The following is a 17,707-nucleotide window of genomic DNA, read 5'->3' as shown; positions in this document are numbered from 1 at the left end:
CCTGCCACGGCGCATCGAGGGTGTCGGCCATCACCACTTGTTCTTCGAACAGTTCACTGGCCTTTTTCAGCGACGCCTTGCTGCTCTCGGCCTGCGCCGCCAGGGTTCCACGTGCCGCGTTGCTTGAGCCCAGCGCATCCTGCAACTTCAGACCGTACTCGGCCTGCAGCTTTTCGATCTGCGCCAGCAACTCATCGAAACGGGTGCTCGACGACGAATTGAGAAACCCTTGCCCCAACGAGTAAGAGCCCATGGCGCGGCCATCGCCCAAGGTCTGGGTGACAGACGGCGTGACGTTGGTGATGAGTTCGGTGAGCTGACGCATGTCACTTTGATTGTCTCGGCTCAACCCCGCCTGGCTGGCGATGATCTGGCTGAAGATTTGCGCGTTGCCGAGCAACTTGCCGATCAGCGCACTTTTGCTTTGCAAGGAGTTTTCCGTTTGTTGGGCCTTGAACGCGGTGATCATTTCGTCGCGCTTGCCATCGAAAACCGTGATCTGTTCCGGATCGGTGGTCATCGCCGCGAGCCCTTCCAGACGGGCCAGAACGCTTTGCTCCAAGGTAGTGATCTTGGGTTCGACACCGCCTGCCTTGCCGGACTGGCCAAGGATGACGTTGATCTGCACCAGGTTGTTCAGGGTTTCCAGGTCGCGTCGTAGAGTCAGGCTGCTGCCCAGCAGGTCAAGGCTCTGCAGTTCCACTCGAGTGCCCTGGAATTCGCGATAGGAATCACGCACCAGATAAAAGTTGGTCACGAGCATGGGCACGAGGAACAGAACGCTGATCAGGCTGAACTTCATGCCGAAGCTCAGGCGATTCATTAGCGCGACGGCGGGATAGAGCAAGCTCTTCACTGGAAGTCTCCCTTGGATTTCTTATTTTTATTGGCAGGCACAGACAAGCAGCAGATAGCCACTATTGAGTGCTGTCTCTGTATAGCTCAAATCGGCGGGGGGTTTTGTAACTTAAGGTTAACGGCAGCTTATCGGACGAGAGGGTCCTGCCGTTCAAAAGACGCCATGCCAACCCTGTCCCTGTAGGAGCCGGCTGGCTCCTACAGAAGGTGGTGTTTAGGCAAGAACCGTCCACAACGCAAAACCGGCGTACCAGAGCACCGCCGCACGCAGCAGCAGCTCCCAGATCCGGTCGAGGCTGTTGATGCCATCGGGCCCGACCACCGGCGCAGGAATTTCACCGGCCACCAGCCCGACCTTCTCGATCAATTGCGCGGCGCTGATGTTCCAGTTCAGCAATTCGTGCAGCATCACCCGACTGACGGCGACAAAGTTGCCGACCAGCGCAAAACTCGCCGCCAGCAGACGCACCGGCACCCAATCGAACGCGTGACGCATTTGAGCGGCGCGCTCGACGACGGCCGGGTTTTGCCCGTGTTCTTCAGCCAGAGCCAGCAATCGATAGCTCAGCGCCGCCACCGGCCCCAGCAGGAAGTACCAGAAAATCACTGCAAAAAAGCTCTGGTAGGCCTCCCACAACAGGTGCCCCTGAACCCGTTCCAGCAACTGTTCGCCGTTGTCGGCACAAATATCCAGGTCACGTTTCGCCACATGAGCGGCAGCTTGCAGGTCTTCCCGGCGCCAGGCATCGCGAAACGGCCCCAGACCGGCCAGCAGATCACCACGCCCCAGGCTATAAATCACCACCAGCAAATGCACCGGCAACGCCAACAGACCGTAAGCAACCGGCTCCAGCACCACCAGCAGCAACCCCAGCACCGCCACCGGCAGCAGCACCAGTATCAGCAGAATCAACCACGGACGATTGACCAGACGAGGGCTGGCTTCAAGCTTGTGCAACTCGCGCACCCAACCACCATCACGCTGAACCCGATGGCGCAGGGCCGAGAACTTCTCGATCCAGACCGCCAACAGCAACACCAGAAAACTCATTGTGCTTCCTCTTTAGCCAGGGCCACGCGATAACGCGCCCAGTCGAACGCCGGTCCCGGATCAGTCTTGCGCCCCGGTGCGATGTCGCTGTGCCCGCAGATGCGCTGCGCGGTAATGCCCGTAAAGGCGCGTTGCAGCTGCAAGGTCAGGGCCGTCAACGCGTCATATTGAGCATCGGTGAACGGCAGATCATCCGTGCCTTCAAGCTCAATACCCACGGAAAAATCGTTACAGGTTTCCCGGCCATCGAAACACGACACACCGGCATGCCAAGCGCGCTCAAGACAAGAGACAAACTGAGTGACGGTGCCGTCACGCTCAATCAGAAAATGCGCAGACACCCGTAGGTCAGCGATCCCTTCAAAGTAGGGATGCTCTGTGACATCCAGCCGGTTCTGGAAAAATTCCTGCACCTTGCCAGTGGCGAACTGCGCCGGCGGCAGACTGATGTTGTGGATCACCAGCAGGGAAATTTCGCCCGTGGGGCGCGCATTGAAGTTGGGTGAGGGGCATAAACGCACGCCCTGACACCAACCGCTCGCGGGGTCCAACTGCATACAGGTTCCTTCAACGACGACTGTGTTGGCGCCCAGTATGCCGCGATAGACCCTCGGCGCGCGATCACTTGCCGCGATTGAGTCGTCGCAGGTTGCCGACCACCGACTCCAGGGCCCGATCGAACAGCAAGGTGTCGTCAAGGGTGCGCACCGCGCCACGACGAAAATCCAGCGCCAGCCCGGTACGGCTGCGCTCCAGCACTTTCATGCCGGTGCGGTTGACGAAAATATACTTGCCCGTGGCTTCGATGATCGCGGCGAGCTTGCAGCGCAAGGTGTTTTCCTCATCTTCCTGAAATTCGACCCAGCAACCCGTGTGCAACTGATCGACTTGAAGCAGCCCCGGATCATCCGCCGGCAAGTGCACCGAGGCCGTTTCGAACGGCCCTTCGTCGCCGGTGAGCAGGACGATTTCTTCGCGCACTTCAACCATCAGCGGCGCATCGGCAGGGTTGGTGGCGGTTGGGGCCTGGTCCGCTCGCTCGAACAGTTGAACGTGCAAGCCTTCCAGCTCGCTGAAAAACTCGCCGGTGGCGAACGGATCGAACGCCGAACGGTTCAACCCTTCGCGCAAGGACTTGAGCAACCCCGGCACCAGCGCCAACAGACGCAGGCTTGCGTCAACGTCGTCATGACGCTGCACGCTCCAGATCAATTGCTCCATGGTTTGCACATCGGCATGCCACTCGGCGGACTGATCGCCGTGCTTGAGGCAGGTCAGCAGCAGCACCTGGCTCCAGGCGTCCTGAACAAACGCCACCACCCGTTGCGGCAGCACTTTGCCCAACAGTGCCTGATTCAAGGCCAGCTCGACGCGTTGCCGGGCCAGTTCGGTTTTGGCGCGGCCTTCTTCGGCGTCGCGGGTACGCTGCTCCAACAACTCGCTACGACGGCGTTCGTCGCTGGTGAACGCGAGAAAATCCGCCAGCAATTCGGAGAAGATCGCCGGATCGTCGACAAAATCGTTCAACAAACGCTGCACCACTTGCTCGATGCGCAGGTACAAACTGTCGCGCTCATGGTCATCGCACTCGCCCCAGCCCAAGGGCGCGGCGGCAATTTCGTTAAGCAGACGGCGGGCCGGGTGACTGCAACGGCTGAAGAAACTCTTGTCGAGCACGGCCACTTTCAACATCGGGATCTGTAAGCGCGCGATCAGCGCCTTGAGAGAGTCCGGCAGATTGCGATCATCGAGGATGCATTCGAAAAGCATGGCGATCAGGTTGATCACATCTTCGTCAGCGACACCGACCACGCGCGACTTGCCGCTTTTGACGCTGACTCGGGTCAGCAGTTGCTCAAGCTGGTTTCGCAGGTCGAAGTCGTCCTGCACCGCCGGGGCCGGCACGTACTGCTGCAAGTGCGAGAGCAGTCGCAGCAGGTCGCGGGTGGATATCGGCAGTGCCTGAGCACTGGTCTCCAGCGTTGGCGCGACACTGCCACGCACGTGGAACAGCAATTCCTGCAACGCCGCGAACACTTCCTGCACGCTGTCGTCGATTGGCGTGCTGTGGCAACGATTGCCAGCCTCGACGGGGTCGGCACGGGCACTGGCCTGCGCACGATCAATGGCACGCCGATTCGGAGCAGGCTTCAGGTCGGGCAATATCCCGGTGGCGATCAATATCTGATTGGCTTCGGTGTAGAGCTGGTCGGCATCGCTGAGCACATAGCGTTCGAAAAGCTTCAGGATGATCAGCTTGACCTTGATCTCGACCCCCAGGTTGCGGCCAGCCTGCATGAAATACTCACAGAGCATCGCCGGGCCCAGCGGATTGTGCGCAGTCACCAGCGTCTTGCTCAGCAACGTGCTGAGTCGGGCGGTCAATTGATCAAGCGCAAAACCGTCGCGGCTCAGCACTTTATTGACCATGGCCTCCACCGCTACGCGACGCTCCAGGTCATCGCCGGACTGTTGCGCCGGGGTATCGAATGCCTGGGGCAAAACCGTCTGAATATTACCTGTGAGACCGACAAACGCCTCGAAGAATTGCTCGAGAAACACCCGCTCGATATTTTTGCGCTTGAGGCGCAAGTCGCGCATGGCTTCAAAAAAGATGTTCTGCTCGACGTCATCGCGAGCCCGGTCAGCCATTTCGAACAGCGTGTCGTCGGCGTTATCGAACAGTTCCTGCAGAGCATGCCTGAGCTGTTGACCAGCCCTGTCGCGAACCTGAAGCAGAATGACAGGCAGGCGGGCGAGCGGCGAGTGACTCGCCTTATCGGTAGCAGCCTTGTGCAAAGGCACTACATTCCCGTCGTTGTGCATCCTGGCCTCCTGAAACGGTGATTCTTCGGTTCGGTTAGAACAATCGGGTACGGCAGCCTCACAGCCACGCGCAACAGAAGACAATGCCCGTGCGCAGTCATTCAATAATCGGCGAACCAAGGACACGTCAAAGTCATGACGTCAAATGCAAGGCACATTATCTTGCAAAAGATGTCCTGGGTGCCAGCAGACTCTTTGCTTCTCTTTGAAATAGACGCGTGTAGAGGACCGCCGCTTAACCTCGATGGCCCAAGAGAATCGACCAAATGCAGGTTTCAGAGCGCACGGAAGGTCTCGCGCGCCTTGGGTTGCCCCGCGCCATAGCCCTATAATCGGGCCACTTTGTTTGTGGAGTCCGTTATGCCGAATCTACGTCTCGCCGATCTGACCGCCGAAATCGAAGCCAACGTGCGCCGCGCGTTGCTCGAAGACATCGGCAGCGGCGACATCACCGCGCAACTGATCCCGGCTGAACGCCTGGCCAAAGCCACCATCATCACCCGTGACGCCGCAGTCATCGCCGGCACCGCGTGGGTTGATGCGGTTTTCCGGCAATTGGACCCGCGCGTTGCCGTGCATTGGCAGGTGCGCGATGGCGAACGGGTGAAGCCCAATCAAGCGCTGTTCCACCTCGAAGGCCCCGCCCGTTCGCTGCTCACAGGCGAACGCAGCGCCCTGAATTTCCTGCAGTTGCTCTCCGGCGTGGCCACTCGCGCGCAATACCTGGCGGATTTCGTCGCCCAGACGCAGGTGAAGCTGCTCGACACCCGCAAAACCCTGCCGGGCCTGCGCCTTGCGCAAAAGTACGCCGTAACCTGCGGCGGCTGCCACAACCACCGCATCGGCTTGTACGACGCCTTCCTGATCAAGGAAAACCACATCGCCGCCTGCGGTGGCATCCCTGAGGCGATCAGTGCCGCGCACAAGATTGCCCCGGGCAAACCGGTAGAGATCGAAGTGGAAAGCCTGGCCGAGCTGAAGGAAGCACTGGCGGGCGGCGCCGATATCATCATGCTCGACGAGTTGAGCCTGGATGACATGCGCGAGGCCGTGCGCCTCAATGGCGGCAAGGCAAAACTGGAGGCCAGCGGCGGCATCAATGAAAGCACGTTGCTGCCGATCGCAGAAACCGGGGTGGATTACATTTCGATAGGTGCGATGACCAAGGATGTGAAGGCTGTCGATCTGTCGATGCGTTTAAGCCTCTGATTACGCCTTGCTGAATGAAAAACGCCAGCCTCATTGAGGCTGGCGTTTTTGTCAGACCACCAGATTGTTCATCTCGCAGTACTCTTCCCACTCGACGCCCAATACCTCGGCCGCCTCCTTGTGCAGCGCCAGGCGTGCCACCTCGAATTCTTCCGGGCTCGAGGTGTACTTGAGCGTCAGTTCCCACGGCTGCAAGCCCTGGGCTTCTGCTTCATCCTCGAACGCCCATTGAATCTGGTCTTTCTGATCGTCGGCGGGCAAGTCCTTGATCTCTTCCAGCAGTTGGGGCGCGTCCAGCACGTACTTCTTCAGCGCTTCGGCGTGCCTGGCTTCCTGGGTCAATTCTTTAACGGTCATGTCGTTCTCGCTGATCGGGGGAATGGAAGATGGATCTGGATCATCAAGGATCTCTCTGACGCAAAAAACCGTGTGAAGCCCGGTTTGTCTGGCCTTCAGAACCATTCGTGGATCATTTGAAAACTGCAGGGTGATGCTCGTGCAAGGTCCGAATATAGGACGTTTGGAAGACGATTTATATGGACTTTTACACCAAATCTACAAAAAAACCGTTGAGCGGTCTTTCTGAAAATATTCCCTCGCCACACAGGAACAAGCCTCAAAACGCAACGTCATAGCGATGTGCCATCCAGGCACTTCACAAGGAACTCAGGTGATGCGCAATTTCTCGAAGCTTCCGTCTACCCTGTTTGCAACCGGCATGGCCGCCCTTTTGCTCGGCACTCTCGCCTTGCCCGTTACGGCTCAAGCCATCGAGCTTAGCTTCGACAATCCGTCCTATGGCGATACGCTCGTCGCCCTCCACAACTCGTATGGCAAGAGCGTGCTGGTCAACACCCAGCTGGGTGTCAATGAACTGGAAAAGTTAAAGGGCACGGTTAAAACCAATACCGCTGAAATCGACTCCCTGAAGAAAACCGTTAGCGACCAGGCACGCCTCATCGAAGAGTTCAAACGCAACAGCGGCAGCAGCTCCAGTTCGAGCTCCAACGAAATATCCAGCCTCAAGCGTACCGTTGAGGAACAGGATAAAGACCTGAAAAAACTCGCCAGCCAAGTGGAAGACCTGAAGCGTAGCGCCGGTTCAAGTTCCAGCTCGAGTTCAAATGACTTGTCCAGCCTGAAGCGGGAAGTCAGCGATCAGGACCGAACGATTGATCAGCTCAAGCGCACCGTTGATGATCTGAGCAGGAAGGTGAAATAACAGGGAATGGTGCCCGAGACAGGAATCGAACCTGCGACCTTCGCGTTACGAGTGCGCTGCTCTACCGGCTGAGCTACACGGGCGGTGAGCTAAACCTAGCATCGGGACTGGCAGCGGGCAAATCCACGAACCGTTTCCAGTTTTCGCAGACAAAAAAATGCCCCGCCGTTTTCACGGCGGGGCATTTTTCATAACGTTGAAGCGGTCAGGCGTGGGGGGGTGATTAAACGCCCGAAGCCTTGGCTGCTGCTACGTCTTTGATGGACAGCTTGATGCGGCCGCGGTTGTCCACGTCCAGTACCAGAACTTCCACTTCCTGGCCTTCTTTCAGGATGTCGGTCACTTTCTCAACGCGAGCGTCGCTCAGCATCGAGATGTGAACCAGACCGTCCTTGCCAGGCAGGATGTTGACGAATGCGCCGAAATCGACGATGCGCTCAACCTTACCAACGTAGATTTTGCCGATTTCAGCTTCTGCGGTGATGCCCAGAACGCGCTGACGTGCTGCTTCAGCCGCTTCCTTGGTTTCGCCGAAGATCTTGATCGAGCCGTCGTCTTCGATGTCGATCGAAGCCTTGGTCTCTTCACAGATCGCACGAATGGTCGCGCCGCCTTTACCGATGACATCACGGATTTTGTCGGTGTCGATTTTCATCGCGATCATGGTCGGAGCGTTTTCCGACAGTTCGGTACGCGACTGGCCAATGATCTGGTTCATCTGGCCGAGGATGTTCAGGCGCGCTTCCAGGGCTTGGCCCAGAGCGATTTCCATGATTTCTTCGGTGATGCCTTTGATCTTGATGTCCATCTGCAGCGCGGTAACACCTTTGGCGGTACCGGCTACTTTGAAGTCCATGTCGCCGAGGTGATCTTCGTCGCCCAGGATGTCGGTCAGGATGGCGAACTTCTCGCCTTCTTTAACCAGACCCATGGCGATACCGGCAACCGGTGCCTTCATCGGAACGCCGGCGTCCATCAGTGCCAGGGAAGCGCCGCAGACCGAAGCCATGGAGCTCGAACCGTTGGACTCGGTGATTTCCGATACAACACGGATGGTGTACGGGAACACGTCGGCAGCAGGCAGCATGGCTGCAATCGAACGACGGGCCAGACGGCCGTGACCGATTTCGCGACGACCAGCGCCACCCATGCGACCACACTCACCTACCGAGAACGGAGGGAAGTTGTAGTGCAGCATGAACGGGTCTTTTTTCTCGCCTTCCAGGGTATCCAGCAGTTGTGCGTCACGGGCAGTACCCAGTGTTGCAACGACCAGAGCCTGGGTTTCGCCACGGGTGAACAGCGCCGAACCGTGGGTCTTTGGCAGAACACCGACTTCGATGTTCAAAGGACGTACGGTCTTGGTGTCGCGGCCGTCGATACGTGGCTTGCCGTTAACGATGTTTTCGCGAACGGTGCGGTATTCGATTTCGCCGAAAGCGGCTTTGACTTCGCTGGAAGAAGGCTGGCCTTCTTCACCGGACAGCTTGGCAACCACTTGGTCTTTCAGTTCGCCCAGACGAGCGTAACGGTCGGCCTTGATGGTGATGGTGTAAGCCTGGGAGATCGCGTCGCCGAACTCGGCACGGATAGCGCCCAGCAGAGCGGTGGCTTCTGGCTGTGGAGCCCAGGTCCAGGTCGGCTTGGCAGCTTCGGCGGCCAGTTCTTTGACGGCGTTGATCACCACCTGGAACTCGTCGTGAGCAAACAGTACTGCGCCCAGCATCTGGTCTTCGGTCAGCTCTTTGGCTTCCGATTCAACCATCAGAACGGCTTCCGAAGTACCGGCAACGACCATGTCCAGGCTCGAAGCTTTCTGTTGTTCGTAAGTCGGGTTCAGCAGGTAGCCGGTGCTTTCGTGGAACGCAACGCGGGCAGCGCCGATCGGGCCATCGAAAGGAATGCCGGAGATGGCCAGCGCAGCCGAGGTACCGATCATCGCAGCGATGTCCGGATCGGTCTTCTTGCTGGTGGAAACGACGGTGCAGACAACCTGCACTTCGTTCATGAAGCCTTCCGGGAACAACGGACGGATCGGACGGTCGATCAGTCTGGAAGTCAGGGTTTCTTTCTCGGAAGGACGGCCTTCGCGCTTGAAGAAACCGCCAGGGATCTTACCGGCAGCGTAAGTTTTTTCCTGGTAGTGAACGGACAGAGGGAAGAAGCCCTTGCCTGGATCGGCTTGCTTGGCACCGACAACAGTCACCAACACGCTGACGTCGTCGTCAACGGTGACCAATACTGCGCCGGAGGCCTGACGGGCGATGCGGCCAGTCTCGAGGGTAACGGTCGACTGACCGAACTGGAATTTTTTGATTACCGGGTTCACGGTGTCCTACCTTCTTTTGTGGCTCTTGGGGAACTTGTCTTCTTGCGAAATTCTTGGGCAATGTCGGGAGTCGGCCCAACGCCTGTCCAGGGTAAAACGTGTATCCAGATAAAACTTGAGGCTGGGAGCCTGCCATGGGCCAGCGGGAATCCCACTGACACACGGCAAACAACCAACCTCTAGCGCAATCGCTGATTAGCGACGCAGACCCAGGCGACCGATCAGAGCCTGGTAACGGCCCAGATCCTTGCCTTTCAGGTAGTCCAGCAGCTTACGGCGCTGGTTTACCATGCGGATCAGACCACGACGGGAGTGGTGATCTTTACCGTTGGCCTTGAAGTGACCTTGCAGCTTGTTGATGTTGTGGGTCAGCAGTGCAACTTGCACTTCTGGCGAACCAGTGTCACCAACAGCTTGCTGGTAGTCAGCTACGATTTGAGCTTTTTCTTGAACGTCGAGAGCCATGAGGCAATCCTTTTATCAGGAAACTGTTTCAGAAAAACAGTTTCAACAGGCCAGGGACAAATCCCTGTATCTAAAAATGAGTAGTGACCGTGCCTGTTAACAGCCACCCTCGTCCGGTCATTCTGACCGAATCAGTCGACGTGGCGCGATGCGCCCGTCTTCGCTCACTTCACCGATACCGATGAAGCGACCATTGTGATCCTGTACCCGTACCATGCCGAACTTCGGAGCATCCGGGGCGCGAACCGGCTGGCCGTTGAGCCAGTAGAACGCGCTCGCTTCCGAGAACTGCAGCAGTGGCCAATCCAGCAGGCCGCTGTCCGATGGCATCAGGAAGCGATCAACCGCTTCATTGCCGCCTTCGGCATGTACCGCTTCCAGCTCTTCGAGCGTGACAGTCTGCGCCAGCGTGAAAGGCCCGGCCTGGGTACGTCGCAATTCTGCAACGTAGGCGCCACAACCGAGTTGCTCACCGATATCCTCCACCAGGGTGCGGATATAGGTGCCTTTGCTGCAATCCACCGCAAGCCGCGCAGTATCACCTTCAAAGGCCAGCAATTCCAAGCGCGCAATAGTAACAGAACGCGGTTCGCGCTCCACTACTTCGCCTGCACGCGCCAGCTTGTACAACGGCTGGCCATCACGCTTGAGCGCCGAGTACATCGGCGGTATCTGACTGATTTGCCCGCGAAATTTTGGCAGTACTGCTTCGACATCGGATCGACCAACGGTCACCGGCCGCTCCTGCAAAACTTCACCTTCGGCATCCGCCGTGGTGGTGGTTTTGCCCAGTTGAGCCAGGGTTTCGTAACCCTTGTCGGAATCGAGCAGGTATTGCGAGAACTTGGTGGCCTCACCGAAGCACAACGGCAACACGCCGGTGGCCAGCGGATCGAGACTGCCGGTGTGCCCGGCTTTCTCGGCGTTCAGCAACCAGCGAACCTTCTGCAACGCCGCGTTGGAGGTGAACCCCAGCGGTTTGTCGAGCAGGATGATGCCGCTGACGTTACGACGGATACGTTTGACCTGAGCCACCGATTACTCCTTGGTGTCTTCGGCTTCTGCCGCAACCGGGTGCTGATTGTCTTCAGCCACCGCACGCTCGATCAGGGCCGACAGGTGCGCGCCACGCACGACGCTTTCGTCGTAGTGGAAATGCAACTGAGGAACGCTGCGCAACTTCATTTCGCGAGCCAACTGCATACGCAGGAAACCGGCGGCGGAGTTGAGCACCTTGATGCTTTGCGCGATGTCCTCGGCGTTGTCCTGGCCCATCACGGTGATGAAGATCTTGGCGTGACCGACGTCACGGCTGACTTCAACAGCGGTAATGGTGACCAGGCCGACGCGCGGGTCTTTGACTTCACGACGGATCAGTTGTGCCAGCTCACGCTGCATCTGATCGCCGATACGTTGGGTACGGCTGTATTCTTTTGCCATGTCTTGTTACCTGTTACTGCCTCACGGTGAAACCCGTGGGGTCTGAAAGCGGCAAACGCCCGGCCTGACAAAAGCCAGACCGGGCGTTGCGTTTAGAGTCCTGACGCTGTGCCGCGCATTTGCATGCCGCGGCCCATCGTGGCCCTTGAAGTGCGCGAGTTAGAGGCTGCGAGCAACCTGCACCTTCTCGAAGACTTCGATTTTGTCACCGACTTTGACGTCGTTGTAGCTCTTCACGCCGATACCGCATTCCATGCCGGCACGTACTTCGGAAGCGTCATCCTTGAAGCGGCGCAGGGATTCCAGCTCGCCTTCGAAGATAACGATGTCATCACGCAGTACACGGATTGGACGGTTACGGTGAACAACACCTTCGATAACCATGCAACCGGCGATCGCGCCAAACTTCGGCGAACGGAACACGTCACGCACTTCAGCGGTACCCAGGATGTTCTCGCGAACATCGCTGCCCAGCATACCGGTGAGGGCTTTCTTGACGTCTTCGATGATGTCGTAGATCACGTTGTAGTAACGCATATCCAGACCTTCCTGCTCGACGATCTTGCGAGCGCCGGCATCGGCACGCACGTTGAAGCCGAACAGTACAGCGTTGGAGGCCAGTGCCAGGTTGGCGTCGGACTCGGTGATACCACCGACACCGCCACCGACAACACGCACTTGCACTTCGTCGTTACCCAGGCCGTTCAAGGCACCGTTCAACGCTTCCAGCGAACCACGGACGTCGGATTTGAGGACGATGTTGAGCGTCTTCTTCTCTGCCTGGCCCATGTTTTCGAAGATGTTTTCCAGCTTGCCGGCGTGAGCACGGGCCAGTTTGACTTCGCGGAACTTGCCTTGACGGAACAGAGCCACTTCACGGGCTTTCTTCTCGTCCGACAGCACGCTCATCTCATCGCCAGCGTCCGGGGTACCGTCCAGGCCGAGGATCTCGACAGGGATGGAAGGACCGGCTTCCTTGATTGGCTTGCCGTTCTCGTCAAGCATGGCACGTACACGGCCATAGTTCGAACCGACCAGGACCATGTCGCCTTGGCGCAGGGTACCGTCTTGAACCAGAACGGTAGCAACCGGGCCACGACCTTTGTCGAGACGCGATTCAACCACAACGCCACGGCCTGGAGCCGATGGAGTTGCTTTCAGCTCCAGAACTTCGGCTTGCAGCAGAACAGCTTCGAGCAACTCGTCCACGCCAGTACCGACTTTCGCCGAAACCGATACGAACGGGGTGTCGCCGCCCCACTCTTCCGAGGTCACGCCGTGAACCGACAGTTCGCTACGGATGCGATCGAGATCAGCGCCCGGCTTGTCGATTTTGTTCACTGCAACAACCAGTGGAACACCGGCAGCCTTGGCGTGCTGAACGGCTTCAATGGTCTGCGGCATCACGCCGTCGTCCGCTGCAACCACCAGGATCACGATGTCGGTCGCCTTGGCACCACGGGCACGCATTGCGGTAAACGCGGCGTGACCCGGGGTATCGAGGAAAGTGACCATGCCGCGATCAGTTTCAACGTGGTATGCACCGATGTGCTGGGTGATACCGCCGGCTTCGCCAGCAGCTACCTTGGCACGACGGATGTAGTCGAGCAGCGAGGTTTTACCGTGGTCAACGTGGCCCATGACGGTCACAACCGGCGCACGGGAGAACGTCTCGCCTTCAAACTTCAGGGACTCGGCCAGGGAATCTTCCAGGGCGGTGTCGCTGACCAGGGTCACTTTGTGGCCCAGTTCTTCGGCTACCAGTTGAGCAGTTTCCTGATCAAGCACCTGGTTGATGGTCGCTGGAGTACCCAGTTTGAACATGAACTTGATGATTTCAGCAGCCTTGACCGACATCTGATTGGCGAGATCGCCAACAGTGATGGTCTCGCCAATCTGCACATCACGCACGACAGGGCCGGTTGGGCTCTGGAAACCGTGAGCGTTGCGTTTCTTCAGCTTGGCCTTGCCGCGACCACCACGACGGAAGCCATCGCTTTCTTCGTCGGTAGTACGTGGAGCAACGCGTGGAGCAGGCGCTTTCTCTTTGACCGAGGCACGATGCGGAGCGTTTTTACGCTCGCCGTCGCCACCACCGCTGCGACGATTGTTATCGTCGGCACGTGGTTTGTCCGGACGGCGCTGTTCGTTCTGCTTGTTGCGAACGTCAGCAGACGGAGCTGGTGCAGCTGCAACAACCGGAGCGCTTTCACGCACTGGTTCGGCAACGGCAACCGGCGCCGCAACAGCGTCGTTGGTACCGGTTTGCGCAGCAGCAGGCTGGCGACGCGCTTCTTCTTCGGCGCGACGCTTGGCTTCTTCTTCAGCCTTCTGACGAGCAGCATTTTCTACTGCGCGACGTTCGTCCAGTTCGCGTTTGCGCTCGGCTTCGATTTCTTCCGGGCTGCGCTGTACGAAAACTTTCTTTTTACGGACTTCAACACTGATGCTTTTGCTGCCAGCAACACGCAGAGTGCTGGTGGTTTTACGCTGCAGTGTGATCTTGCGTGGTTCTTCCACTTTCGCCTTGTGGCTGCTTTTCAAGTGAGTCAGCAAAGATTGCTTCTCACTGTCAGTCACATGTTCTTCGGCGGCGGTGTGCGGCAGACCTGCCTCACGCATCTGCTGCAACAGGCGCTCTACCGGTGTTTTGACCTCATCGGCCAGTTGTTTCACCGTGACTTGCGTCATGCATTTCTCTCCTCAGGCCGCGCCTAATTACTCGAACCAGTGGGCTCGGGCGGCCATGATCAACTTGCCGGCACGATCATCGTCAATGCCGTCGATGTCGAGCAGGTCGTCAATAGACTGCTCGGCCAGGTCTTCGCGGGTAATTACGCCGCGCACCGCCAGTTCCATCGCCAAATCCTTGTCCATACCCTCAAGCGAGAGCAGGTCTTCGGCCGGATGGGCGTCTGCCAGCTTTTCCTCAGTAGCGATGGCTTTGGTCAACAAACGATCCTTGGCACGAGCGCGAAGCTCGTTGACGGTTTCTTCGTCAAAGCCGTCGATGTTGAGCATTTCTTCCAACGGTACGTAGGCAATCTCTTCCAGGCTGGTGAAACCTTCATCTACCAGCACCTGTGCCAGGTCTTCGTCGACTTCCAGCTCGTCGATGAAGTTGCGCAGGATGTCGCCGGTTTCTGCTTGCTGCTTAGCCTGGATGTCCGATTCGGTCATCACGTTCAGGGTCCAGCCAGTCAATTGGCTGGCCAGACGCACGTTCTGACCACCACGACCGATGGCCTGAGCCAGATTGTCTGCGCCAACGGCGATGTCCATTGCATGGGCATCTTCGTCAACGATAATTGCCGCAACCTCAGCCGGGGACATGGCGTTGATTACGAACTGAGCCGGGTTGTCGTCCCACAGGACTATGTCCACACGCTCACCGCCCAACTCACCCGACACTGCCTGGACGCGCGAACCGCGCATACCAATGCAAGCGCCCTGCGGGTCGATGCGTTTGTCCTTGGAGCGGACCGCGATCTTGGCGCGCGAACCCGGGTCACGGGAGGCAGCCATTACTTCGATCAGGCCTTCAGCGATTTCCGGCACTTCGATGCGGAACAACTCGATCAGCATTTCCGGCGCGGTACGCGACAGAATCAGCTGCGGGCCGCGGTTCTCGGTGCGGATTTCCTTGAGCAGCGCACGCAGACGCACGCCAACACGGAAGGTTTCGCGAGAAATGATGTCTTCACGAGCCAGCAACCCTTCAGCGTTGTTGCCCAGGTCGACGATCACGTTGTCGCGGGTCACTTTCTTCACGGTGCCGGAGATGATTTCCCCCAGGCGCTCGCGATAGGCGTCAACGACTTGAGCGCGCTCGGCTTCGCGAACTTTCTGCACGATGACTTGCTTGGCAGTCTGTGCAGCAATGCGGCCGAACTCGATGGATTCGATTTTTTCTTCGACTACATCACCAACCTGGGCGCCAGGGTGCGTTTCGGCAACCTTGCTAGGCCAGGTTTCGATGGCCGGATCATCCAGGTCTGCTTCTTCGACAACCGTCCAGCGACGGAATGTCTCGTAAGCACCGGTGTGGCGATTGATTTCCACACGCAGATCGACTTCGTCCTCGAAACGCTTTTTGGTAGCAGTGGCCAGAGCCAGCTCCAGCGCTTCAAAAATCACGTTTGCCGGTACGCCCTTTTCATTGGATACCGACTCAACAACCAGCAGTACTTCTTTGCTCATCGTACGCCTCGCCTTTCGCAAGCCATTGGATCCGCGGGATCCGCGTCTCAGTCAAAACTGGGAATAATGTTGGCCTTGTCGATCATATCGATCGGCAACAGGAACTCATGGTCTTCAACCTGCACCACGACGTCCTGCTCTTCTACACCGCGCAGAAGGCCCTGAAAGTTGCGTCGCCCTTCAAAAGGCGAGCGCAGCTTGATCTTCACTTGTTCACCGGCAAATTTTGCAAACTGCTCAATAGTGAACAGCGGGCGTTCCATGCCAGGCGAGGAAACTTCAAGGGTGTACTCAACGGCGATTGGATCTTCAACATCCAGGACACCGCTGATCTGACGGCTGACGATGGCGCAATCGTCCACCAACACGCCGCCTTCCTTATCAATATAAACGCGCAACATTGAGTGGCGACCTTGAGCCGAAAACTCAATACCCCAGCATTCATAGCCTAGGGCCACGACCACCGGGGCCAACAAGGCCTGCAACTCTTCTAGCTTGCTCGACACCTGAACCCCCTCGTGCATGTATGTGCATGCTATGCAAAATAAAAAAATGGGCGAAACGCCCATCCTTGAAACGCCGTCGAACAGCGGCGTAGAAAGTGTCCAGCTAACAAAAAGCCCCTTAAAAGGGGCTCCTTAAACTGGTTGCGGGGGCCGGATTTGAACCGACGACCTTCGGGTTATGAGCCCGACGAGCTACCAGACTGCTCCACCCCGCGACAAAGCTGGGGCGGAAGTATACGACCGATCCCTGACAGGGTCAATGTAACCTTCCACCTACAAGAAAGCCCGCAACAGCGGGCTCTCCTGATAATTGGTACCGAGAAGGGGACTCGAACCCCTACACCCTATGGGCACAACCACCTCAAGGTTGCGTGTCTACCAATTCCACCACCTCGGCAATACTACGTTTGAAACCCTTCTTACTTTTGCTCTTGAGCTGGAGGCACGTCAGTCGCTGGAGTAGCCGACTTTTGCTCTTGAAGCACCGGGACATCATCAGAAGCCGGTTGTTGCTTTGGAACTTCCAACACTGCCGGGTTTGGCAAACCTACTTGAGTCAGCTGGTGAGCTTTCTCTTTAGCAAAGTAACCTAACCCTAAGCTGGTTATGAAGAAACCGGCGGCAAGTATAGCAGTAAACTTACTAAGAAAGGTAGAGGAACCTTGGCTTCCGAACACAGTATTTGAAGCACCTGCTCCGAAAGACGCGCCAGCATCCGCACCTTTACCCTGCTGCAGCAAAACCAGAGCAACTACGCCCAATGCACCCAGCAGATGAAAAACGACTACGACTGTTTCCAGCATTTTTTCAGTTTCCCGCGGCGCGAATAATCGCACCGAACTCATCTGCATTCAGGGAAGCTCCACCAATGAGCCCCCCATCGATATCCGGCATGCCGAACAGTTCGACCGCATTGGCCGCCTTCACGCTGCCGCCGTATAGAAGCCGCACACCTTGTGCGACTTCAGAATTCTTTGCCGCCAACTGAGCGCGAATGGCTGCATGCACATCCTGCGCCTGTTGCGGCGAAGCAGTCAGCCCGGTGCCAATGGCCCAGACCGGCTCGTAAGCGATTACTGCCTTTGCAAAAACACCGACACCCAGCTTCTCGATGACGCTGCCGAGCTGATGCCCAACAACCTCAAGCGTTTTACCGGCTTCTCGCTGCTCGAGGGTTTCCCCTATACACAGCACTGGAATCAAGCCACATTCCTGTGCTGCTGCGAACTTGCGAATCAGTGTTTCATCACTCTCACCGATGATCTGGCGGCGTTCGGAATGCCCGACAAGCACCAGGGAACAACCTTCATCGGCCAACTGACTCGGCGCAACTTCACCGGTCAATGCACCTTGCTTCGATTCCACCGCAGCGTTCTGCGCGCCGACCTTGATCGACTTGCCTTCCAGACCATCAATCACTTGATTGACATGCAAGAAAGACGGGAATACCACTACATCAACACCGCTCGGCAAGGCCAAATTACGCAAGCCTTCGATCAGCTCAGCGACGCTGGCGCGGGTACCGTGCATCTTCCAGTTACCAGCTACCATAGGGCGACGCATGCTGTACCTCGTCGGTCAAAGTGGGCGCAGATGTTACC

Annotated in this window: 15 protein-coding genes and 3 tRNA genes; 2 read left to right on the top strand and 16 right to left on the bottom strand. The window is 57.6% G+C overall.

Translation table 11 applies throughout. The features are described from left to right. Positions 1-1,072 precede the first annotated feature (1,072 nt). From ampE to F8N43_RS22505, 3 genes are all read right to left on the bottom strand, one after another. Entirely contained in the window at positions 1,073-1,909 is an 837-nt protein-coding gene (ampE, locus tag F8N43_RS22515) for a regulatory signaling modulator protein AmpE (protein ID WP_150654396.1), read from the bottom strand. Further along, positions 1,906-2,466 (bottom strand): 1,6-anhydro-N-acetylmuramyl-L-alanine amidase AmpD, encoded by a 561-nt coding sequence (gene ampD / locus F8N43_RS22510; RefSeq protein ID WP_150639728.1) that lies wholly within the window; start codon positions 2,464-2,466, stop codon positions 1,906-1,908. The genes ampE and ampD overlap by 4 nt, the downstream gene beginning before the upstream one ends. Positions 2,467-2,530: 64 nt before the next feature. Further along, entirely contained in the window at positions 2,531-4,735 is a 2,205-nt protein-coding gene (locus F8N43_RS22505; protein ID WP_150654395.1) for a DUF1631 domain-containing protein, read from the bottom strand. 360 nt (positions 4,736-5,095) lie between these two features. Here F8N43_RS22505 and nadC point away from each other — a divergent pair, with 360 nt between their 5' ends. Further along, entirely contained in the window at positions 5,096-5,944 is an 849-nt protein-coding gene (nadC, locus tag F8N43_RS22500) for a carboxylating nicotinate-nucleotide diphosphorylase (protein ID WP_150633531.1), read from the top strand. Positions 5,945-5,995: 51 nt separating this feature from the next. On the opposite strand, the gene F8N43_RS22495 is transcribed toward nadC, so the two are convergent. Next, positions 5,996-6,301 carry a DUF6388 family protein gene (locus F8N43_RS22495; protein ID WP_150633532.1) on the bottom strand — a complete coding sequence of 102 codons (306 nt, stop codon included), beginning with the start codon at positions 6,299-6,301 and terminating at the stop codon, positions 5,996-5,998. A 316-nt stretch (positions 6,302-6,617) separates the two neighbouring features. On the opposite strand from F8N43_RS22495, the gene F8N43_RS22490 reads away from it, so the two are divergent. Beyond that, the gene (locus F8N43_RS22490; RefSeq protein ID WP_150633533.1) at positions 6,618-7,166 is read left to right on the top strand and encodes a hypothetical protein; all 549 of its coding nucleotides are present in this window, start codon (positions 6,618-6,620) and stop codon (positions 7,164-7,166) included. A 7-nt stretch (positions 7,167-7,173) separates the two neighbouring features. Here F8N43_RS22490 and F8N43_RS22485 read toward each other — a convergent pair. The 12 genes from F8N43_RS22485 to tpiA form a co-directional block, all read right to left on the bottom strand. Continuing rightward, positions 7,174-7,249: transfer RNA gene (locus F8N43_RS22485), tRNA-Thr, on the bottom strand. Positions 7,250-7,389: 140 nt separating this feature from the next. Next, on the bottom strand, positions 7,390-9,495 hold the full coding sequence (pnp, locus tag F8N43_RS22480; protein ID WP_007942868.1) for a polyribonucleotide nucleotidyltransferase: 2,106 nt from the start codon (positions 9,493-9,495) through the stop codon (positions 7,390-7,392). A gap of 195 nt (positions 9,496-9,690) precedes the next feature. Further along, positions 9,691-9,960: a 30S ribosomal protein S15 gene (gene rpsO, locus F8N43_RS22475; RefSeq protein WP_003176135.1), complete on the bottom strand. Its 270-nt coding sequence runs from the start codon at positions 9,958-9,960 to the stop codon at positions 9,691-9,693. A gap of 117 nt (positions 9,961-10,077) precedes the next feature. Continuing rightward, positions 10,078-10,995 (bottom strand): tRNA pseudouridine(55) synthase TruB, encoded by a 918-nt coding sequence (truB, locus tag F8N43_RS22470; protein ID WP_008024455.1) that lies wholly within the window; start codon positions 10,993-10,995, stop codon positions 10,078-10,080. Positions 10,996-10,998: 3 nt separating this feature from the next. Continuing rightward, positions 10,999-11,400 (bottom strand): 30S ribosome-binding factor RbfA, encoded by a 402-nt coding sequence (rbfA, locus tag F8N43_RS22465; protein WP_008149016.1) that lies wholly within the window; start codon positions 11,398-11,400, stop codon positions 10,999-11,001. Positions 11,401-11,559: 159 nt separating this feature from the next. After that, the gene (gene infB / locus F8N43_RS22460; RefSeq protein WP_150633536.1) at positions 11,560-14,091 is read right to left on the bottom strand and encodes a translation initiation factor IF-2; all 2,532 of its coding nucleotides are present in this window, start codon (positions 14,089-14,091) and stop codon (positions 11,560-11,562) included. A 27-nt stretch (positions 14,092-14,118) separates the two neighbouring features. After that, positions 14,119-15,600, bottom strand: coding sequence for a transcription termination factor NusA (nusA, locus tag F8N43_RS22455; protein WP_150654394.1), 1,482 nt, complete (start codon positions 15,598-15,600; stop codon positions 14,119-14,121). 47 nt (positions 15,601-15,647) lie between these two features. Then, entirely contained in the window at positions 15,648-16,106 is a 459-nt protein-coding gene (gene rimP, locus F8N43_RS22450) for a ribosome maturation factor RimP (protein WP_010463487.1), read from the bottom strand. Between the two features lie 138 nt (positions 16,107-16,244). Then, a tRNA-Met gene (locus F8N43_RS22445) sits at positions 16,245-16,321 on the bottom strand. A gap of 96 nt (positions 16,322-16,417) precedes the next feature. Then, positions 16,418-16,503: transfer RNA gene (locus F8N43_RS22440), tRNA-Leu, on the bottom strand. A 22-nt stretch (positions 16,504-16,525) separates the two neighbouring features. Further along, a complete protein-coding gene (gene secG / locus F8N43_RS22435) occupies positions 16,526-16,909 on the bottom strand; it encodes a preprotein translocase subunit SecG (protein WP_017336473.1) in 384 nt (127 codons plus the stop codon). A gap of 4 nt (positions 16,910-16,913) precedes the next feature. Next, positions 16,914-17,669 carry a triose-phosphate isomerase gene (tpiA, locus tag F8N43_RS22430; RefSeq protein ID WP_150654393.1) on the bottom strand — a complete coding sequence of 252 codons (756 nt, stop codon included), beginning with the start codon at positions 17,667-17,669 and terminating at the stop codon, positions 16,914-16,916. Between the last annotated feature and the right edge of the window lie 38 nt (positions 17,670-17,707).

Origin of the sequence: Pseudomonas fluorescens (assembly GCF_902498065.1) — a bacterium.
In the GTDB taxonomy this organism is placed as follows: domain Bacteria; phylum Pseudomonadota; class Gammaproteobacteria; order Pseudomonadales; family Pseudomonadaceae; genus Aquipseudomonas; species Aquipseudomonas fluorescens_BJ.
The sequence above is the reverse complement of the archived record's forward strand: the minus strand, read 5'-3'. Positions and strand labels throughout refer to the sequence as shown.